The sequence below is a fragment of the Bradyrhizobium sp. 604_D8_N2_3 genome, assembly GCF_051810765.1.
GTDB lineage: Bacteria > Pseudomonadota > Alphaproteobacteria > Rhizobiales > Xanthobacteraceae > Bradyrhizobium > Bradyrhizobium barranii.
In genome coordinates this window covers 4904353-4924922 of record NZ_JBPWPM010000001.1, presented here as the reverse complement: position 1 = coordinate 4924922, position 20570 = coordinate 4904353, and the positions used below count along the sequence as shown (strand labels likewise).

The window sequence follows — 20570 nt, the reverse complement described above, 5'->3', positions numbered from 1 at the left end:
CCGGGGAGCGCGCACGAAAGAGCAACCCTTCAGGTGTGTGGAAGGAATGAAGTCAGATCGCTTTCCGGTCGCGGCCGGTCCAACAATCCGAGCTTCACCGGCACATCGTAAAGGCGACCCGGTGCGAAACGGCGATAGAAATGACGCAGGCCGGGAACGAGCACTCTGACGACCGGAACCTCGACGTCGGGACGTGTCTGGTCGAGGACGAGGAAATCGTAGCCTGCACGGGCGGCGATCTCGACGCAGGCAATGACCTGGTCACGCGTATTGTCGTGAAGCTTGAGGCTCGGCGCTGGGGGGACGATCGGGTGGTCGCTCGGTGTCAGGAACGGGTAGTCTTCCAGGCGCAGCGGCGTGACACCGTCGAGGGTCGGCTTCTCGCCGCTTGCGCCGCCCATCATGCCGACGGACATAAATTGGGTCAGTTCGGTGAGGGATCGCAGCAGCGCTATATGGCGGTCGAAATGCGCGCCGGAACCGAACTCGATATTCTCGTGTCCATTCTGCATCCAGTGCATGATCGCCACGTAAGTCGGAATGCCGAGGTCCGTGGTGATGTCGAGCACCCACAGCTTGCGCCCGGCTTCCGCAAATTGAGCCTGGAGATCCCGAACATAGAAATCGTCGAATTGCCCGAGATCGACCTCGGCGCGTTGCACCCGGTTGTACCACCAGATCGCGTAGGCATCGCGCTCGATCAGTTCGAGGAAGCCCTGAACGATGGCTTCGTCGCGGGTGTTGCCGGCCGCACAGCCGTTGGAATCCGTATGAAAGCCGCCATAGAAGAAGTACAGGAGGCCGGTCGGCAGATATTTGAAGCGTTTGTCGCGCAACGACGAGACCGGCGACCACTCGGTCCTCGTCGAGGGATCGAACGGCTCGGGCACCGGATGGGGATCGTCCTGCTGCTGCAGAAACCTGGTCTTGAACTGCGTTTCGCTGAAGAGCTGGACGTCGTTGGGAAGAAGCGCGTCGCCAGGCGCGAAATCGTCGAAGCGGCGCGTCGTCCTGATTTCATCGCCCTGGAAAATGCCCGAATAGCGTTCGATCGACTCCATCAGCGCGCTTGCCTCACCCTGTTCAGCCGTCGAGCCCTTGCCAAAACTGCCCCCGCTCAATCCAGACCTGAGCTGGTCGATGCTGTGGGCCGGCGCGGAGAAATTGTGCTGGGCGAAGTAATTGGTGTTCATCGGCAGGTCGACGTCGATCCGCTCGAGTCGGGTCACCACCCCTGTCAGTGGACTCACATGCTTGCGGAAGCGCGACACCGTCGACCGCGACGTCACGGTGCGATATCCACCGCTGGTCATGACGAGCCTCTTGCCCTCGGCAATCTCGACCAGGGCCGGAGATCGGCGCGGGTTGTTCAGCTTCCTGCTGCCGCAGGTCGGACATTGCGGACGTCGCGTCACGTAGTGCTTGGCGATGGCGGCGCCGGTCAGGTCGAAGCTTGCGATGTGATCGCACAAATCGGTGCGAAAATCCGAGGCAATTGCCTTGGCGATCTCGACGGCCGCAAAATGGATTCCAGTCTTGCCGACGCTTTCTCTGACGAGAGGCGACATGGCAACCGCACGCGCCGGTCCCCGGTCAAGAAACCCCTTGATCTCCCGGTTGCGGATCATGCGATCGAACAGGCAGGTCCAGCAGGCGCTCTCGCCCGGTTTGAACATGGGCCCGACCAGCGGAAACGCGCCGGACGGCTGTACCAGCAACCAGGACGTCTTGCCGGCCACGCGTTCCTGGTTCAGTTCGGCAAGTCGCCCGTCAAGATAATCGTTCACCAGCGTGATCGTGAGCTTCGGCGAGCGCTTGGCGATTTGAACGCCGAGCTTACCCAAGGCCGCGGTCAGCTCCTTGGCGCCTTTGACGTCAATCGACTCGACCTGAACGGGGCAATTGCGAAGATTTTGTTCGGCGATCTCCAAGGGCATGCCGAGGCTTGCCAGGAAACCGCCGACGGCGTCGTCGAACGCTTTCGGGGTCCGCGCAACGACATATCGGCGATCGAGCAGCCGCTTGATTGCTTCCTCGATCTTGTCAGCCGGGAAGCGCTTCGAAAGCTGGCGAATGATCTCCGACCTGGCCTTGCCGTGTTGCCCGATCGCACTGGCGAGGGCGCAGTAGAGCTCGCCGTGCAGGAAGAATTTGCGGTTCTCGGAATAGAGACAAACCGCATCGGGAGGCAGCAAGTAAGCGGTGAAATTCGGTGCAAATCGGAGAATGTCTTTGCGGGTCTGCCGCGCAACGCGGGTCTTGCGAGTTGCAGTCATTGAGTCAGCACGCTGATCCTGTTGCCGTCACGCTAGATCCCCGGCGCAAGATGGATCGTCGCGACCGCGCGCCGGCATTTTCCCAGAGAATTGAAACGAATTCAGCCGTCACCCGCAAGCCGCCGATGCAAGCGTCGTAGCGAATTCAAGCAATTGGCCGGACCCTTTCTTGAGGCCGGCCAATGACCTATCAACCCGTGAATTTGACATTCGGAATGCGCCGGGGTCTAGCACACGCGGCAGCGGCCCCACGATGCGCAGCAACCCGCGCATGATACGGCGCATCCCACCACACCAACGCCACAGCCGACAGCACAGCCAACTGCACAACCCGCACATCGGCAACCGACGCCACATCGACAACCACGGCAAGCCCGACAGCCTCCGCAGCCGCGGCAACCGCCGCATCCGCGCCATGCCAGCTGCACGCGGCTACCGGCGTTTTCCTTGTCGAAGAGATGGAAGGTGGCCAGGCTGACGTCAGCCATTTCCTCTTCATCGAGCGTGATTGCCTGGCCCGTTCCAAGGTGCGGCAATTGCTGTACGTCGGGTGTCGGCACGGCGGACGCCGATGCGCCTCCCGCCAGCGAGAACGTCAACCCTGCGGCTCCGAACGCCGGCACGGCGACTTTGCTTACTCGCTTCTTCCCTTTAGAAGTCTTCTTCGCCTGCCGCATGGTCCAACCTCCGAGCATTGCAAGAAGTATCCCAGCCGCGGTAAGTCTACGCCCAGGAAATAACGCGGGCAACAATTACGCGCACAAAGCGCGGCGCTGCACGTTCGGGATGTATTCATCTTCATGAACGGCAATCGGCACGGCCGCGTCAACGATCCACGCTCTCGGTGCGCGTGCAACTTGGTGCAGTGCCGCAATCGCTTCCAGGTTTGAACGGAGAGATCGGCGTGGCGGATCAACTCGGACGTTTCGCTTGGTACGAGCTGCTGACCACGGACGTCGCGGCGGCGGGCGCATTCTATCGCAAGGTCGTCGGCTGGGGCGTGACGGATGAATCGACTCCGGAACTGCCTTACACGGTGCTTCGTAGCGGCGGCACCCCGCTGGGCGGCCTTATGGACATCCCGGACGAGGGGCGGAGATCAGGGGCAACGCCGAGATGGATGGGTTACGTCGCTGTCGACGACCTGGACGGGGCTGCCGCGCAGATCAGGCGTCTCGAAGGCACGATCTTTGTGCCGCCGACCGACACCAATATTGGCCGAATAGCAGTCGCTGCCGATCCGCAGAAAGCGACGTTCGGGCTGATCGAGAAACCGACATATGGCCGATGGAAACCGGGCCGACTGGACGAGCCGGGGCGCGTAGGCTGGCATGAGCTATTGGCCGCCGACCGGACCGTGATCTTCGATTTCTACAGAGAACTGTTTGGTTGGCAGAAGGCTGACGCTCAAACCGATCCAGCGGACTGGTATCAATTGTTTTCGGCGGAGGGGCAAACGGTCGGCGGCATGCTGACGAAACTTTCGAGCGTAGCGCAGCCATGTTGGCTGCATTACTTCAATGTCGACGACATCGGCGCTGCGACGAAGCATGTGAATGCTGGTGGAGGCCGGATCCTCCAGGGTCCGATCGAATTGCCTGATGGCTGCTGGATCGCACGATGTGTGGATCCCCAGGGCGCCCTGTTTGCGCTGCAGGGTGCCCAGGGGCATGCAGGCATCGAGCCATTCTCGGCCTCGGAAGTCGGGTGGTCCGCCAAGTGGGGCGGCATTGCCTCCCAGGGGAGAATTGTGCTGCCCAAGCCGAAGCGCTAGCTACGGCAGCGTCCGTCCGGCGCTGGCGCGACACTGCATTAACCCGCGCCGGGAGCAGGGGAGGCCTGCGCGGGGCCGATCCGGGCCGTTTCGGGGCAAGTTCCCGTTGCGCGCGCCCAGCCCGTGCGCTATCCGGCCGGAAAGGCCTGAGGCGGCTTCCATTTTTCCGCCCGGCTGACCCAACCGAGGACGGAAACCGCCATGCCAGCCTATCGCTCCCGCACCACCACCCACGGCCGCAACATGGCGGGCGCCCGCGGCCTCTGGCGCGCGACGGGCATGAAGGATGCCGATTTCGGCAAGCCGATCATCGCGGTCGTGAACTCCTTCACCCAGTTCGTGCCCGGCCACGTCCACCTCAAGGACCTCGGCCAGCTCGTGGCGCGCGAGATCGAGCAGGCCGGCGGCGTCGCCAAAGAATTCAACACCATCGCGGTCGATGACGGCATCGCCATGGGCCATGACGGCATGCTCTACAGCCTGCCGTCGCGCGAGCTGATCGCCGACAGCGTCGAATACATGGCCAACGCGCACTGCGCCGACGGCCTCGTCTGCATCTCCAACTGCGACAAGATCACGCCCGGCATGCTGATGGCCGCGCTGCGGCTCAACATCCCCGCCGTGTTCGTCTCGGGCGGCCCGATGGAGGCCGGCAAGGTCACGCTGCAGGGCAAGACCAAGGCCGTCGACCTCATCGACGCCATGGTGGCGGCCGCCGACTCCAAGGTCAGCGACGAGGACGTCAAGGTGATCGAGCGCTCGGCGTGTCCGACCTGCGGCTCCTGCTCGGGCATGTTCACGGCCAATTCGATGAATTGCCTGACCGAAGCGCTTGGCCTCGCATTGCCCGGCAACGGCACGGTGGTGGCGACCCATGCAGACCGCAAGCGCCTGTTCGTCGAGGCCGGCCACACCATCGTCGATATCGTGCGCCGCTATTACGAGCAGGACGATGCCTCCGTGCTGCCGCGCAACGTCGCCAACTTTAAGGCGTTCGAGAACGCGATGACGCTGGATATCGCGATGGGCGGCTCGACCAACACCGTGCTGCATCTGCTGGCGGCGGCCCATGAAGGGCAGGTGGAGTTCACCATGCAGGACATCGACCGGCTGTCGCGCCGCGTACCCGTGCTGTGCAAGGTCGCGCCATCGGTCGCCGACGTCCATGTCGAGGACGTGCATCGCGCCGGCGGCATCATGGGCATTCTGGGCGAGCTCGACCGCGCCGGCCTGATCGACACCTCGGTCTCGACCGTGCACGCGCCGACCATGAACGACGCGCTGGAGCGCTGGGACATCAAGCGCTCCAAGAGCGAGTCTGTCCGCACGTTCTTCCGCGCTTCGCCCGGCGGCATCCCGACGCAGGTCGCCTTCAGCCAGGAGCGCCGTTACGACGAGCTCGATAGCGATCGCGAGAAGGGTGTGGTCCGCAACCTCGAGCATGCCTTCAGCAAGGATGGCGGTCTCGCCGTGCTCTACGGTAACCTCGCGCAGGACGGCTGCATCGTGAAGACCGCGGGCGTCGACGCCTCGATCCTGAAGTTCTCCGGCCCGGCACGCGTGTTCGAGAGCCAGGACGCGGCCGTTGAAGGCATTCTGGGCGGCAAGGTCGTCGCCGGCGAGGTCGTGGTCATCATTTACGAAGGTCCGCGCGGCGGCCCCGGCATGCAGGAGATGCTGTATCCGACCAGCTACCTGAAATCGATGGGCCTCGGCAAAGCCTGCGCGCTCGTCACCGACGGACGCTTCTCCGGCGGCTCGTCCGGCCTCTCGATCGGCCATCTGTCGCCGGAAGCGGCGGAAGGCGGCAACATCGGTCTGGTGCGCACCGGCGACCGCATCGCCATCGACATCCCGAACCGCAGCATCAGCCTGGAGGTCTCCGATGAGGAGCTCGCCAAGCGCCGCGCGGCGGAAGAGGCCAAGGGCGATGCCGCCTGGCAGGCGACGGGCCGTAAGCGCAACGTCTCGACCGCGCTTCAGGCTTACGCAGCACTCACCACCAGCGCCGCACGCGGTGCGGTGCGTGAGGTAAAGCGGCGCACGAAGTAAGCGCTGTACCGTCCGCGCCTCGCGCGCATGGTCAACAAGTTCTGAACGGCCGGCGAAAGCCGGCCGTTCGCATTAAGGATGCCTCGACGAAGTTCGGCAACTTGGGATGTTGCAGCGTATACTGCTCGCGACCTTCGCAAATCCATTTTGGGCAACTGGGGCACCACCACAATGTCTCGTACTCTCGCTATCGTTATCTCAACAGTCGTCGCCGCGATTTCCATGACGAGCGCGGCCTCTGCCGGCTGCTACAATTGCTACGCGCCGCCGCCGTGCCAGACCTGCTACCAGCAGCAATACGTGCAGCCGCAATACCGCACCGTCGACGAGACCGTGATGGTGTCGCCCGGCGCAACCGTCGCACACCGCACGGCGGCGCAGTACCGCACCGTGATGGTGCCGCAGACCGTGATGGTGGCACCGCCGAGCGTCCAGTACGAACGCATCCCGCCGCAATACGCCACGCGCCAGCGCGTCGAGATGGTTTCGCCCGGCTATTCCTATTACGCGCCAGTGCAGATGGGCTGCGCGTCCTGCGGCTACTGAGCCAACGCAGCTACGACAATTCCATGCGGCGCTCCTCGCGGGGCGCCGTTTTCTTTTGCGCACCAGCAAACGAGGCCCGGAAATGGACGCGAATCCAACCGGGCCTCGCAACCAGCGACGCCCTGGGCGGTGTCGCCAGTGTCCGGGATTGCTGAGGGGCGGCGTGTGTCGGCGGCCGACATGTTGCGAAGCTAGACGAACAGGCTGACGCTCGCCTGACAGATCACGTGCGGCGGAAAATTCAGGCTTGGGGTGAGGGCGCGCGCTTGGAGGTGCCGGTACCAACGGACGGTGGCGCGACGCGCCGCCGCCATTTCTCTCGATGCTAAAGCTCCCGTGCCGGCCGCGTATTAGGACAGCTTCAATGCCATGTGAATTACACCGGGTTCGCGGATCGTTGCGGGCTTGAAGCCAAACTTGTCGAAGACGCGGAGCATCGCTGCGTTCTCCGGTAGCACTTCCGCGGTCAACTCCGTCAATCCGGCCTCGCGGGCGATAGCGATCAGATGGCGCGTCAGCAGCCCGCCAACGCCACGTCCCTGCCAGGCATCGATCACGACGAAAGCTGCTTCGGCCCGTCCAGGCTCGAATATGACATAGCGACCACCGCCGATGATCATGCTGCGGTTCGCCTCTTCCGTGCACGCAACCAGCGCCACGTGGTTTCTGAAATCGGGTTCCATGAAGAAAGCGCGTTCCCGTTCGGAAAAATGACGCTTCGTCACAAAGAAGCGGCGTTGGAGCGATTGAGCGCTGGTCTCCTCGAGCGCGGCAAGCATGTCGGGCTCATCCTCGGGACGAAGCGCCCGGATATCGACCAATCGTCCGTCGCGTAGTCTCTCCTGGCGGCTGTAATTTGCTGCATCCGGCACTTAAGCTCTCCCGCGGCCCGATTGCGGCGCGCCCCCGCGGGGCAGTTGGTCGATCCCGATTGACGCGAACACCGTCGCCAACCGTTGACCTAAATCAACGTCAGCGACCGCCGACCTTAATTGAATGACCTCGCGCGACGACGAGGTCGAACATGGCGATCAAAGACTTAAAGCTGCCTGATGGCCCAATGTCGGGGCTGGTCGCCTCGGCCGTGGAATACATGGTCGATGCGGGACAGCGTAGCGTCCTGTTCCTGGACATCATGCGCCAGCGCGGCGACCAGTACCGCGAGCACGTCGCCCAGACCGCGCCGCACGTCCTGCAATATGCCGCCGAACTGATCACGGACGGCCGGAAGCTGGACGAACCGGTCAACTACGCGCTGGTGCGCATCGTTCCGCCGAAGGATGTTGAGATCGACATGAGCCGGCGTCCGTTCGTCGTGGTCGATCCGCGCGCCGGCCATGGACCCGGCATCGGCGGCTTCAAGGCCGATAGCGAGATCGGCGTCGCCATGAAGGCGGGGCATCCCTGCTACTTCATCGGCTTCCTTCCGGAGCCGATGCCCGGGCAGACCATCGAACGCATTGCGCGCGCGGAAGCCATCTTTATCGAGACCGTCATCAGCCGTCATCCGGACGCCGACGGAAAGCCCTGCGTGATCGGCAATTGTCAGGCCGGCTGGGCCGTCATGATCCTGGCGTCACTGCGGCCGGAATTATTCGGGCCGCTGATCATCGCTGGTGCGCCGCTGGCTTACTGGGCAGGCGTGCATGGCAAATACCCCATGCGTTATTCCGGCGGCCTGCTGGGCGGAAGCTGGCTCACGGCACTCACGAGCGATCTCGGCGCCGGCAAATTCGACGGCGCCTGGCTGGTGCAGAATTTCGAGAACCAGAACCCGTCGAATACGCTCTGGACCAAGCAGTACAACGTCTATTCCAAGGTCGATAGCGAGGCGGAACGCTATCTCGATTTCGAGCGCTGGTGGGGCGGACACGTCAATCTCAATGCTGAGGAAATCCAGTTCATCGTCGACGAGCTCTTCATCGGCAACAATCTCGCAGCCGGCAAGATCGAGATGTCCGACGGCCGCAAGGTCGATTTGCGCAACATTCGTTCGCCGATCGTTGTGTTCTGCTCCAAGGGCGACAACGTCACCCCGCCGCAGCAGGCGTTGGACTGGATCCTAGACTGCTACGCCGACGTCGACGAGATCAGAGCTTATGGCCAGACCATCGTCTATACCGTTCACGAGAGCATCGGCCATCTCGGCATCTTCGTATCCGGCGGTGTGGCCAAGAAGGAGCACGCTGAGTTCTCAAGCAACATCGACCTGATCGACGTGCTGCCGCCAGGGCTCTATGAAGCCACGTTCGAGGCCCGTGGCAACGAGACGCTCAATGCGGATCTTGCGGCAGGCCAGTGGGTGATGCGCTGCGAGGCCCGCACGCTGGATGATATCCGCGCGATGGGCGGAAATTCGCCCGAGGACGAGCGGCGCTTCGCTGCGGCCAAGCGTGTCTCGGAGCTCAATCTCGCGGCCTATCAAAAATTCTTGCGGCCGTGGGTGAAGGGCATGGTGACGCCCCAACTCGCGGAATGGGCCCGCAACATGCATCCGCTGCGGCTGCAATACGAGGCGTTCAGCAGCCAGAACCCCTGGATGTCCACGGTCAAATCGGCTGCAGATCGTGTCGAGACAGACCGCAAGCCGGTTTCAAAGGACAATCCATTCCTGGCATTCCAGGAACAAATGTCGAAGCAGATCGTGCACACGCTGGATAGCTGGCGCGATGCGCAGGAGGCGCTGAGCGAGGCCGTCTTCCTCAACCTCTACGGCTCGCCGCTGCTCCAGGCCGCGGTCGGCGTCGACCCTAATTCCGTGCCCTCGCGCCACCGGGAGATGTCGCTGGAGCATCGCGCCATGCTCGCGGCACGGATCGCCGAGCTGAAATCGCACATCGCTGAGGGCGGGCTCCGCGAAGCGGCCCTCCGCGCGCTGCTTTATGTTGGCTCCGCACGCGGCATGGTGGATGAGCGCAGCATCGAGGCGTTGCGGCAGGTTCGGCGTGACCATGCCGGCGCCCGCATGACGCTGTCGGAATTCAAGAAGCTGGTGCGTGAGCAGTTCTTCATACTGCTTCTTGATCGCGAAGGTGCTCTCGCTGCGATCCCGAAATTGTTGCCCGACGACACCAGCCAGCGGCGTGCGGCCTTCGTGGCGATGCGCGAGGTGCTGTCGGCGAGTGAGGACATCACCGGCGAGCGGGCCAATCGCCTGAAGCGCGTCGCCGCGCTGTTCGGTCTGGACGGAGAGGCGGAGTTGACATCGAACGTCGCCCCTTTCGATCCCAAGGCACGGGCGTCGTAACGCGGATTGGCAGGATCGGGAGTGACATCATGTCGGCCGACACGACGCAAACCCAACCCGGTAGCAAGTACGATCGCTTAATTGCGGCCGCGAAGGGCGCGCCGCCAACGCCGACCATCGTGGTGCATCCTTGCGACGAGACCTCGCTGCGCGGCGCCATCGATAGCGCAAGCGCCGGCATTATCCGGCCCGTGCTCGTCGGGCCCGAGCGGAAGATCAAGGATACTGCCGCCCGGTGCGATCTCGATGTGTCCGGTTTCGAGATCGTTGATGCCGCGCACAGCGACGAATCCGCGGCCAAGGGCGTCGAGCTCATCCATGCCGCCAAAGGCGAGCTGTTGATGAAGGGCAGCCTGCACACCGACGAATTGATGCGCGCCGTCACGGCCAAGACCGGTGGCTTGCGCACCGACCGGCGTATCAGCCATGTCTTCGTGATGGATGTGCCTGCCTATGCAGAGACCATCTTCGTGACGGATGCGGCGATCAACATTTTCCCCGATCTCGACGCCAAACGCGACATCATTCAGAATGCGATCGACCTCTACAATCAGGCAGGGTTCGGCAAGACGCCGCGGGTGGCGATTCTGTCTGCCGTCGAGACCGTGACCTCGAAAATCCCCTCGACGATCGAAGCCGCGGCCCTGTGCAAGATGGCCGATCGCGGCCAGATCACCGGCGGCATCCTCGACGGCCCGCTGGCTTTCGACAATGCCATCGATCTGGAAGCCGCGCGGATCAAGGGCATCACATCCGAGGTCGCCGGGCGGGCTCAGATCCTGATGGTTCCGGACCTCGAGTCCGGCAACATGCTCGCCAAAAACCTTGCCTATTTCGCCAAGGCCGATGGCGCCGGCATCGTGCTCGGTGCGCGCGTGCCCGTCGTGCTGACCTCGCGCGCGGATTCGCCACGTGCGCGGATGGCGTCCTGTGCGGTCGCCGCGCTCTATGCTCATGCCCGGCGCCAGAAGGCGCCGACGGTTGCCGCGTGATCGCCATGGATACGATCCTCGTCGTCAATGCCGGCTCGTCCAGTGTGAAGTTTCAGGTCTATGCGATCGAAGGCGACGGTGCGCTTCGTCGTCAGATCAAGGGACAGATGGACGGTATCGGCAGCCGACCGCGTCTGCGGGCAAGTGGCCCGAGCGGCGATCCGATGGCCGATCGGGCCTATCCGATCGAGGCTGTGCCTGATGTTCCGGCGGCGATGGCCGTTGCCGGCGACTGGCTGCGGGACGAACTTCGCGTCACGCCGATCGCGGTCGGTCACCGGGTCGTGCATGGTGGGCCGGACTATTCGCGGCCGGTACTGATCGACCACGGTGTCGTGTCCCGTCTCGAACGATTTGTGCCCCTGGCGCCGCTGCACCAGCCCCACAATCTGGCGCCGATCCGTTCGCTGCTGGCGAATTTCCCGACGCTGCCGCAGGTTGCTTGCTTCGACACCGCATTTCACCGCACGCATGATGCCGTCGCCGACCATTATGCTATTCCGCATCAGCTTCATGCCGAGGGTGTCAGGCGCTATGGCTTTCATGGGCTGTCCTACGAATATATCGCCCGGACCCTGCCGGGCGTGGCGCCCGATATCGCGAAGCGGCGCGTGATCGTTGCCCATCTCGGCAGCGGCGCGTCGATGTGCGCGCTCAAGGACGGGCGCAGCGTCGAGAGCACCATGGGTTTCACAGCGCTCGATGGCCTCCCGATGGGAACGCGTCCAGGGCAGATTGATCCCGGAGTGGTGATCTATCTTATCTCCGAGAAAGGGATGTCCGCCTCAAACGTGCAGAACTTCCTTTATCGCGACTGCGGATTGAAGGGGCTCTCCGGTGTCAGCAATGACATGCGCGAGTTGGAGGCGAGCGCCGACCCCAAGGCGAAGCTCGCGGTCGACTATTTCGTCTACCGGATCGGTCTCAGTGCCGGCATGCTCGCGGCCGCCTTGCAGGGCCTCGACGCCTTCGTCTTCACGGCCGGGATCGGCGAGAATTCGGCGAACATTCGCGCGCGCGTGGTCGAGCAGCTCGGATGGCTCGGCGGCACGCTCGATCCCGTCGAGAACGCGCGCAATTCCAGGCTGATCTCGCGTTCCGACAGCCGCATCCCCGTCTACGTCGTGCCAACCGACGAAGAACTGATGATCGCACAGCATACGCTGTCGCTGTTGATGAACGGACAATCGACCAATCCAAGGCAAGAGAGGGTGTCATGATCCCCGTGTTCCCGGATACAAAGGTTGCCCTGAAGGGCAAGAAGGGCCTCGTCGTCGGCATCGCGAACGACCAGTCCATCGCCTGGGGGTGCGCGAGGGCATTTCGTGCGCTTGGGGCCGATCTGGCCGTCACCTACCTCAACGATCGCGCCAAGAAACACGTCGAACCGCTGGCACAGGCGCTGGAAGCGCCGATCTTCATGCCGCTGGACGTGATGACGGAGGGGCAGACCGAGGCGGTGTTCGAGCGGATCACGAAGGAATGGGGACAGCTCGATTTCCTGCTGCATTCGATCGCCTTCTCGCCGAAGGAGGCGCTCCATGGCCGCGTGGTGGACGTCGGCCGCGATGGCTTCCTTAAGACGATGGACGTCTCTTGCTGGTCATTCCTGCGCATGGCGCATCTCGCCGAGCCGCTGATGAAGAACGGCGGCACGATGTTCACCATGACCTATTATGGCAGCCAGATGGTGGTGGAGAACTACAACATCATGGGCGTGGCGAAAGCGGCGCTTGAAGCGGCCGTCCGCTACGCGGCCGCCGAACTTGGCCCAAAGGGCATCCGCGTGCACGCGATCTCGCCCGGCCCGCTCGCCACGCGCGCGGCGTCAGGTATCCCGGAGTTCGACGAGCTCATGGACAAGGCGCAGTCCAAAGCGCCGGCGCGCAGCCTGGTCAGCATCGACGACGTCGGCAATGCCACCGCGTTCCTGGCGCTAGATGGCGCCAAGCTGATCACCGGGGGCGTTCTCTATATCGATGGCGGGTATCACATCATCGACTGAGCGCACTCAGCGATAGTGCAGGGCGATCAGCTCGGCGACACAAGCGGGCTTCTTGCCGCCCTCGATCTCGATCACGAGATGATAGTTGACGCGCAAGCCGTCCGGCGGCACGTCCTCGGTTTCAGCCACGGTGACCCGGCCGCGAAGCTTCGAGCCGGCCGGCACCGGCGCCAGATACCGGATGCGATCCGCGCCGTAATTCAGCGTATTGCGCAGCCCTTTCAAACCCATCACGGATCGAATGAACAGCGGAGCAAGCGAGAGCGACAGCAGGCCGTGAGCGATGGTGGTGCCGCCGGGCGCTTCCTTCCTGGCGCGGTCCTGGTCGACATGGATCCATTGTTCGTCACAGGTTGCTTCGGCGAATTTATTGATCCGATCCTGGGTCACTTCGATCCAGTCGCTCGCGCCGATCTCGGTGCCGACCGCGGATTTGATCTCGTTGAAGTCGCTGAATATCCGCATGGTCGTGACCTCGTCAGATCGTCATTTCCGGGATGTTGTCAGGAATGACCAATTCGGCCTCTGTCACCGCCACAACCTCGCCAACGCTGACACCGGGGGCGGTCTCGAGCAGCGTCGCCTTGCCGTCCGCAAAACCGATGACCGCCATGTCGGTCACGACCAGATGGACCGGGCGCGCCGAGGTCAGGGGCAAGTTGCATGTCTTGACGATCTTCGACTTGCCCTTCGCGGCATGTTGCATGGCGACGATGACCCGTTTGGCGCCGCTGACGAGGTCCATCGCCCCGCCCATGCCCGGGACCATCTTGCCTGGGATCATCCAGTTGGCGAGAAGCCCATGCGCATCGACCTGGAGGCCGCCGAGCACGGTGACGTCGACATGGCCGCCGCGGATCAGTCCGAACGACATCGCGCTGTCGAAGGTCGCCGCACCCGGGAGCGCGCTAATGGGGCGGCCGCCGGCGTCTGTCAGCGTCGGATGCGCCATGCCTTGTTCGGGAATCGGCCCGGTGCCGATCAGTCCGTTCTCCGACTGAAAGAAGACTTTCAAATCGGCCGGAACGTAATTCGCAACCAGGGTCGGAATGCCGATGCCGAGGTTGACAAGGTTTCCGCTCTTCAACTCCCTGGCGACGCGTCGGGCGATGATGATCTGCGGGTCCATGATCTCACCCGTTGGTAATGAGGTAATCGACGAGCGGCGCCGGGGTCACGACGTGATCGGGCGCGATGACACCGACGGGCACGATGTTCTCTGCAGTGACGATGACCGTGTCGGCAGCCATCGCCATGACCGGGTTGAAGTTGCGGGAGGTCAGTGCGTAAGCGAGATTGCCGAGATAGTCGGCGAGAAACGCGTGAACCAGCGCGTACTGCGCCCGCAATGCCGTCTCCAGCAGGAACGGCTTGCCATCCACCTCGATCTGACGCTTGCCTTCGGCAACCAGCGTTCCGACGCCCGTCGGCGTCAGCACGCCGCCGAGGCCACATCCGCCCGCGCGGATGCGTTCGACGAAGGTGCCTTGCGGCACGAGATCGACGGCGATCTGGTTCGCGAGCATCTGCTGCTGCGCCTTCGGATTGAGGCCGATATGCGTTGCCGTCAGCCTTGAGACCAGCGCAGCGTCGAACAGCTTGCCGACGCCTTTGCCGGGAGTAGCGGCGTCATTGCAGATCAGAGACAGGCCGGTCTTGTTCTGCCGCACGAGTTCGTCAAGCAGGCGCTCCGGGGTTCCGACGCCCATAAAGCCGCCGACCATGACGCTCGCACCGGCCGGGATCATCGCAACGGCTTCTTCGACGGAAACGGCCTTCATGGGCGGAACTCCGGTCGGCAGGCGCAGGTGAATACTGGATCGATGTTGGGGGCGGGCAGACTCTCGGCTTTGATCTGCGTCAAGGTTGCCGGGTCATTCGCGCAGGCCAACGCCGACGCCTGCAAGGGTCTCGTGCCAGAGTCTGCGCACCTCGGCGTGCCGCCGTTCGAGCGTCGCGTTGACGGCATCCCGGAAAGGTAGGAGGTCTGGGCCCTTCAGGAACAGAATCTGCGCCTGCAACAGCCGACCGCTCTCGAACTCGATGCGCCGCAGCGCCATCACGAAGGGATCGTTCGCGTTCGCTTCCGTCGGCAGCAGGGCCGCCGGCCGGATCCCGGCATGAACCGCATGCGCGAGCGTCGCGAGGTGAATGGTCTGCGCGCGGGTGTGATCGGCGATGCCTTCGATCGGGGCGGGGAGCCAGGCCATCTCCCAGGATGCCGCCATCGGGCCCAGCGCGAGGTCCGGGACCCAGGCGGTCGCGCGCATGAGAAGCGAGACGATCTCGCTCTCGCGATAGAACTGCGCGTTCAATTCGGTCTGCCAGGCGGCATCGAATCTCGCGGGCAGGGCGACCGCGAGTTGCCGTGCCAGCGCACCATGCGCAGAAACCAGGAACGCGGCGACCCGCGTCTGCTGGCGCGGCGGCACGCGCCCGTCGGCTTGCAACGGTCCGAAGAACGCGCTCATGTCGCTGGCCTGTGCACCGGGATCGCGCGCAGATGGTCATAGCCGGCGGGAAACGGCGAAAAGTCTCCGCCGGCATCTTCCGGCGCGATCAAGACCTGCTTGTTGCCCTGCCAGCGGCCAGCCAACACGTCCTCGGCGAAGCGCGCCAGCAGGTCGGCTGTTAAGGCAGCCTTTTCGAGCGTGAAGGCGTGATAGGCCCTCGGAATGATGACGAGCGCACTGTCAGGAATTTCCACACGCAACGTCTCGTGCAGCGCCCGCGGCGTGAGGAAGTCGAACTCGCCGTTCAGGATCATGGTCGGGACGGATATTGAGGAGAGCTGCGGCGTCAGCGGCTTGAAGTCGAGGAAAGACTCCATCAGGTTCTGAAGGGCGTACACGTCGTTGACCAGCCAGCCCTGCCGCTTCACGCTGTCGAGCTTGTCCAGCAGCGGCTTCAGCCACTGGTCGGACAGGTTCATCGGCAGCAGCAGATCCTGGAGGTAGCCGGTGCCGCCCAGGATGAGGCCGGTGCGCAAGGCGTTGCCGATCAGAAGCAGTTGTGGCGAAAGCTCGGCAAAGCAGCTCATCGGCACAAGGCCCGACAGCCGCGCGCCATGCTCGATGGCATAGCGCAACGCGATCAGGCCACCGAAACTGATGCCACTGAGGAAGACCGGACCGTCGCCAAGCTCGCCGATCAGGCGATGCAGCACGGCGATGTGGTCGTCCTGATCGATGAACAGCGCGGGCTTGTCGGAGACGCCCTGGCCGAGCAGGTCGAAGGTAGCGACCCGGAACCGCCGTGCGATTAGCGTGTCGCGATACGCGCCCCAAAGCTCGGAATACTGCGTCAGACCGTTAACCAGCACATAGGCAGGCGCATTCGCCGGTCCGTCGAGCTCATAGCGGATACGATATGAGCCATGACTGAGGAAGGGCATTGCGGGGACCGGCCAGCGTGACGATGACCACGATCCTCAACGCAGGCTCAAGGATTCCATTGAGCTAAATCAAGCCTCAGGAGGAGGTCCAGCCTAGCGTTCGCGCAAAACACCGCCAGGAGGGAGTTCGTCATGAACGGGAGAAGCGCACTCAAGCGTTGCCTCGTCAGCCTGATGTTATTGCTGCTCGGCGCCGCGCTCGCGGTCGCCCAGCCGTTCACGCGGCGCTCGTCGCAGATGCAGCATGACGGGCTCAAAAAGACCTATGAGATCGCGAACTTCCGGCTTGGCGGCAAGTACGACCTGGCCAATCCCTCCAAATGGGAGAATGGCGGCGAGGGCGGCGTGACGCTGGAATCGCTCGGGGCAGGCAAGCTGCGTACCGGATACATCGCGATCGGCAACGCGCGGCGCAATGCCGCCGGTGAGATCACCAACGCGGTCGTGATCAATTCCTATTATTCCGGCGATTCCACCGATATGTACGAACAGTGGGTCAAGGGCGCGGCCCTGTCGGGCGGCGTCCCGATCATCGGCCCCGGACGGCCGATCGACACCGACCGCTACTACGTCATCATGGTCGACCCGCTCGGGACGTGGGGCGCCAGCAAACCGTCCGACGGCCTCGGCATCAAGTTTCCGCAGTACAGCTACTACGACATGGTGCAGGCGAACTACCGCCTGCTGCGCGACGAGTTGAAGGTCGCGCGCGTCGCGCTTGTCACGGGCGTCTCCATGGGCGGCACCCAGACCTATGTGTGGGGGGTCATGCATCCCGAATATATCGGCGCGCTGATGCCGATCGGCGGCACCACGCAGTCGGACGGTGAAGACCCCGTCGGCAACTGGACCTTCCAGATGATGACGGCCGCGATCGAGGGCGATCCGGTCTGGCAGGCGACCAAGGGCGACTACTACAATCTGCCCAAGGAGAAGCACCCTATGCCGGGTGTGGCGTTCGGTTGGTCGATTCTGGGCATGACGGGCTACGACTTCGGCTTCCGCACGACCCAGAACTGGGCCGCGGTCCAGCCCGAGATATTCTACTGGGATCCGCCGAACGAGAAGGCCGGTCTGAGTGTCACCAACCGTGCCAAGCTCTATGACGCCGTCGATCTCGTCTGGCGCAACCGGGTCGGTGAGACCCACAACATCAATCCATATCTCGGCCGCATCCAGTCGCGCACACTGGTGATGCACATCACCAACGACCTCTGGCTGAACTTCAAGCTGGCGCAGAAGGCCGTAGATCGCGTGCCGGGCGCGGACCTGATCGCGCAGGAGAGCCCGGTCGCACATTACGGCGTGTTCCCAATCATCAACCAGCGCAAGAACGATCCGAAGTTCGTCGCCTTCATGGACGACGTCGCGGCTCTCGATCGTGCGAGGATGTTCGTCGACAAGAATTATCGTGTGCCGGGCGTCGCCGAAAACATCGATCCGAGCAAGTCCTTTTGGAAGGACTTCGTGACCTATCCCTATCCGGTCAAATACGCCAACGCCAAGGACAAGATCGGCAACACCTGGCAGATCGGTTACATGGATGAGTATGCCGGCACCGACAAGGATCCCAAGGTCCTCGTCATCATCCACGGCAAGGGCGCATTCGGCGGGCACTATGGCAACATCATGCAATATGCGCTGCGGAGTGGCTTGCGTGTGATCGTGCCGGACTTGCCGAACTACGGCATGTCCGGGCCCGGTAATCTCGATAAGAGCCCGGCGCGCACCATGCAGGATATGCGCGAGGTCATCTACGATCTCGTCGTAAACCAGCTTGGCGTCAAGAAAGCCTATTATCTCGGCCACTCGCTGGGCGGTCAGTTCGTCACGGGGTACGCCCTGACCTGGCCGGATGCGGTGCAGGGCCTCGCGCTCGAAGCACCATCCGGGCTCGAGGAATACCCGCGCGACATTACGATCGCGAAAGACAAGAAGGCACCTCTGTTCCAACCGGGACTCGGTCGCGACTTCGACAAGTGGAAGCAGATCTGGGACCAGACCGGCATCCTGGCGGCGGAGAAGGCCCGCGACGAGCAGGGCATTCGCGACTTCTTCTATTTCAAGAAGCGCGACCCCGACACCGGCGTGGTGTCGGCGGCCAAGAGCGGCTACTTCTTCAGCGACAGCGAATATGCGCGCTTCCATACCGAGCAGCGCGTCGGGCTTACAAAGGGCAATCCCAAGGAGCTCGAACAGTGGTGCAACGTCTTCATCTTCGACATCTACACGATCGGGGCCGAGCTCCAGCAGGATGATCCGAAGAACCTTTACGAGCGGGTTACCCAGATCAAGGCGCCGATCTTCCTCGCTTTCGGTGACAAGGAGCCGTTCATCCCGACGCCGGCTTTCAACGGGCTGACCGATCTCGGACGCGACGTCATCACGCCGTTCATGACGCGCATGACCAATGCGGGCAACCGGCCGATTCTGAAAATCTATCCGGAGACCGGGCACTTCATCCATACCGACAATCCGGTGGAATATTCCGCCGACGTCGTGGACTTCGTCACGAAAGGAACGGTCGACACCTCATCGCCCCTCGGCACAGATCGCATGATCAAGGGTTCCGTGGTATCCGCCCTGCCGGTGGCGCCGACACCTCCCGGTGCGGCACCAACCGCCGGTCTCAACAAATAGGATCGGTCTATGCCACGGGTGCAGGCGGGTGAAATCGAGCTTGGCTGGCGGGAGTGGGGCCGAGGCGAAGTGACCGTCGTCTTCATCCATGGCAATCTCGCCAGCAAGGACTGGATCGAGCTGGCTGCGCCCTTGTTTCCAACGGGCCTGCGCGTCATCGCCATCGACTGGCGCGGCTGCGGGGACAGCGACCGGCCGAAGCCTGCCGCCGATTATTCGAACTACTCCATGCAGCAGCATGCCGAGGACATGCTGGCGGCACTCGATATGCTCGACATCGGTTATTGCCATCTCGCGACGCATTCGACCGGCGGCATCATCGCTGCCCGCATGCTCTTGATGCAGCCGCAGCGTTTCGGGCGCGTGTTCGCACTCGATCCGGTGACGCCGCTCGGCATGGCTTTCAATGCCGATCAAATCGGCCTGTTTCGGGCGATGATGGCGAGCAAGGACCTGACACGGACGATCATGGCGACGGCGGCGTCCTCGCTGTTCGTGCCCGAGAGCATGGCGCCGAACGCCGTGCCTCGATTTCGGGAGGGATTGAAGGACATCCAGGCGTTATTCGACCGCATCATCGAGCAGACCTTTGGCGTCTCCGAGGGCATCTGGATCGGGACGCCGGTCAACCTCACGAAGGAAAGAGAGAGCAGAGAGCTCGAGCGCCGCATGCCGGAGCTGAAGCATCCGCATCTGGTGCTATGGGGCGAATGGGACGGCTGGATTCTGCCAGCCGATCTTCACGTCATGGCCGATGCGATGCCGGATTGCCGTCTCGTGATCGTGCCTCGCGTCGGGCACTCGATGAATCTCGAAGTACCCGCGCTCTACGCCGGCTATTTCGGCGCCTGGTTCGGTGGACTTACCGCGTAACTGCTAACACCTGAAGGGAGAGACGTCATGGCAGAGATCAATCTATCGGCAGATAACGTCCGTGCGGCGCTGACCGAGGCGCTTGGCCGCCTGCGCAAGGCCAACGCGGACTATTTCGAGATGCTGGAGAAGGGGATCAGTTCGTCGCCTCTGCCGATCGCGAACCAGGCGAAGGAGTTTTGCAGTTTCATGCAGCGCAATGTCACAGCGACCCTGGACCTCAGCGACAAGCTGATCCATGCCAAGGATGTCCAGGACGCGCTCAAGCTTCAAGCCGATTTCTTCCAGGAGCAGATGCGGGCCCTGACCGACCAGACCAAGACCATGGGTGAGGCGGCGATGAAGGCGGCCGGCGGCATGTTCAGTCCGAAGAGCTGAGACTGCAACCACGGTACTGACAGACGCGGTAGCGTCAGAAAGGTCTGGTATGGCCGAGACCAACAAGCTTTCTGTCGAAAAGGCACTCCAGAAGTTGCTTCGCGACGAACCCTTGGAAACGGCGAGCGAGCAACGAGACGAAAAAGCCGAGGCGCTCAGGGAGGAGATCAAGCGCATGCGCGCGCAGAGATCGCGTCTTGAGCGATCACCCGGCAAGGACAAGTGAGATCCGGTATCATCGGATGATGCCCCGGTTTTTCGTCGGCATGCTGGTCCGTGTCGCCAACAGCTGGTCGGCCGTGCTGTTCGAGGTTCTGCGCAAGACGCTCGACAATCTGGCCGATTTCAAAGCGCCCGGCTTCACATGCCCGTAAGCCGAAGAGCGGAGCGGGC

19 protein-coding genes are annotated in these 20570 nt (G+C 63.0%); 12 read left to right on the top strand and 7 right to left on the bottom strand.

Annotated elements, in window-relative coordinates; genetic code table 11:
* Window positions 1-29 precede the first annotated feature (29 nt).
* Window positions 30-2276, bottom strand: coding sequence for a TOMM precursor leader peptide-binding protein (locus AB7245_RS23400; RefSeq protein ID WP_354115172.1), 2247 nt, complete (start codon window positions 2274-2276; stop codon window positions 30-32).
* A 904-nt stretch (window positions 2277-3180) separates the two neighbouring features.
* On the opposite strand from AB7245_RS23400, the gene AB7245_RS23395 reads away from it, so the two are divergent.
* From AB7245_RS23395 to AB7245_RS23385, 3 genes are all read left to right on the top strand, one after another.
* Window positions 3181-4050 carry a VOC family protein gene (locus tag AB7245_RS23395; RefSeq protein ID WP_244623036.1) on the top strand — a complete coding sequence of 290 codons (870 nt, stop codon included), beginning with the start codon at window positions 3181-3183 and terminating at the stop codon, window positions 4048-4050.
* A 201-nt stretch (window positions 4051-4251) separates the two neighbouring features.
* On the top strand, window positions 4252-6102 hold the full coding sequence (gene ilvD / locus AB7245_RS23390) for a dihydroxy-acid dehydratase (protein ID WP_085401525.1): 1851 nt from the start codon (window positions 4252-4254) through the stop codon (window positions 6100-6102).
* A 222-nt stretch (window positions 6103-6324) separates the two neighbouring features.
* Window positions 6325-6648: a hypothetical protein gene (locus AB7245_RS23385; protein WP_085401524.1), complete on the top strand. Its 324-nt coding sequence runs from the start codon at window positions 6325-6327 to the stop codon at window positions 6646-6648.
* Between the two features lie 350 nt (window positions 6649-6998).
* Here AB7245_RS23385 and AB7245_RS23380 read toward each other — a convergent pair whose 3' ends face one another.
* Window positions 6999-7520, bottom strand: a complete 522-nt coding sequence (locus AB7245_RS23380) for a GNAT family N-acetyltransferase (RefSeq protein ID WP_085401523.1) — start codon at window positions 7518-7520, stop codon at window positions 6999-7001.
* A gap of 152 nt (window positions 7521-7672) precedes the next feature.
* Between AB7245_RS23380 and AB7245_RS23375 the strand changes: the two genes are divergently transcribed.
* The 4 genes from AB7245_RS23375 to fabI are packed head-to-tail and all read left to right on the top strand — an operon-like array spanning window position 7673 to window position 12892.
* Window positions 7673-9895, top strand: a complete 2223-nt coding sequence (locus AB7245_RS23375) for a DUF3141 domain-containing protein (RefSeq protein ID WP_085401522.1) — start codon at window positions 7673-7675, stop codon at window positions 9893-9895.
* A 29-nt stretch (window positions 9896-9924) separates the two neighbouring features.
* Complete coding sequence (locus AB7245_RS23370) at window positions 9925-10887, top strand: phosphate acetyltransferase (RefSeq protein ID WP_085401521.1); 963 nt, start codon at window positions 9925-9927, stop codon at window positions 10885-10887.
* A 5-nt stretch (window positions 10888-10892) separates the two neighbouring features.
* Complete coding sequence (locus AB7245_RS23365; protein WP_135213649.1) at window positions 10893-12107, top strand: acetate/propionate family kinase; 1215 nt, start codon at window positions 10893-10895, stop codon at window positions 12105-12107.
* A complete protein-coding gene (gene fabI / locus AB7245_RS23360) occupies window positions 12104-12892 on the top strand; it encodes an enoyl-ACP reductase FabI (protein WP_028147828.1) in 789 nt (262 codons plus the stop codon). The genes AB7245_RS23365 and fabI overlap by 4 nt, the downstream gene beginning before the upstream one ends.
* Before the next feature lie 6 nt (window positions 12893-12898).
* Here the strand turns inward: fabI and AB7245_RS23355 are convergent, their stop codons facing one another.
* From AB7245_RS23355 to AB7245_RS23335, 5 genes are all read right to left on the bottom strand, one after another.
* Window positions 12899-13357: a MaoC family dehydratase gene (locus tag AB7245_RS23355; RefSeq protein ID WP_071913863.1), complete on the bottom strand. Its 459-nt coding sequence runs from the start codon at window positions 13355-13357 to the stop codon at window positions 12899-12901.
* A 13-nt stretch (window positions 13358-13370) separates the two neighbouring features.
* Complete coding sequence (locus AB7245_RS23350) at window positions 13371-14021, bottom strand: 3-oxoacid CoA-transferase subunit B (RefSeq protein ID WP_071913865.1); 651 nt, start codon at window positions 14019-14021, stop codon at window positions 13371-13373.
* A 4-nt stretch (window positions 14022-14025) separates the two neighbouring features.
* Entirely contained in the window at window positions 14026-14673 is a 648-nt protein-coding gene (locus AB7245_RS23345; protein ID WP_063983266.1) for a CoA transferase subunit A, read from the bottom strand.
* A 93-nt stretch (window positions 14674-14766) separates the two neighbouring features.
* The gene (locus tag AB7245_RS23340) at window positions 14767-15363 is read right to left on the bottom strand and encodes a hypothetical protein (protein ID WP_085401519.1); all 597 of its coding nucleotides are present in this window, start codon (window positions 15361-15363) and stop codon (window positions 14767-14769) included.
* On the bottom strand, window positions 15360-16286 hold the full coding sequence (locus AB7245_RS23335) for an alpha/beta fold hydrolase (protein WP_085401518.1): 927 nt from the start codon (window positions 16284-16286) through the stop codon (window positions 15360-15362). The genes AB7245_RS23340 and AB7245_RS23335 overlap by 4 nt, the downstream gene beginning before the upstream one ends.
* Window positions 16287-16418: 132 nt before the next feature.
* Between AB7245_RS23335 and AB7245_RS23330 the strand changes: the two genes are divergently transcribed.
* Genes AB7245_RS23330 through AB7245_RS23310 form a run of 5 tightly spaced genes read left to right on the top strand, consistent with a single transcriptional unit; the run spans window position 16419 to window position 20551 of the window.
* Window positions 16419-18926, top strand: coding sequence for an alpha/beta hydrolase (locus AB7245_RS23330; RefSeq protein ID WP_085401517.1), 2508 nt, complete (start codon window positions 16419-16421; stop codon window positions 18924-18926).
* Between the two features lie 9 nt (window positions 18927-18935).
* Window positions 18936-19799, top strand: a complete 864-nt coding sequence (locus tag AB7245_RS23325; RefSeq protein WP_085401516.1) for an alpha/beta fold hydrolase — start codon at window positions 18936-18938, stop codon at window positions 19797-19799.
* Window positions 19800-19826: 27 nt separating this feature from the next.
* A complete protein-coding gene (locus AB7245_RS23320; RefSeq protein WP_071913875.1) occupies window positions 19827-20177 on the top strand; it encodes a phasin in 351 nt (116 codons plus the stop codon).
* Between the two features lie 49 nt (window positions 20178-20226).
* The gene (locus AB7245_RS23315) at window positions 20227-20403 is read left to right on the top strand and encodes a hypothetical protein (protein WP_166096581.1); all 177 of its coding nucleotides are present in this window, start codon (window positions 20227-20229) and stop codon (window positions 20401-20403) included.
* 16 nt (window positions 20404-20419) lie between these two features.
* Window positions 20420-20551: a hypothetical protein gene (locus AB7245_RS23310; RefSeq protein ID WP_275552074.1), complete on the top strand. Its 132-nt coding sequence runs from the start codon at window positions 20420-20422 to the stop codon at window positions 20549-20551.
* Window positions 20552-20570 lie beyond the last annotated feature (19 nt).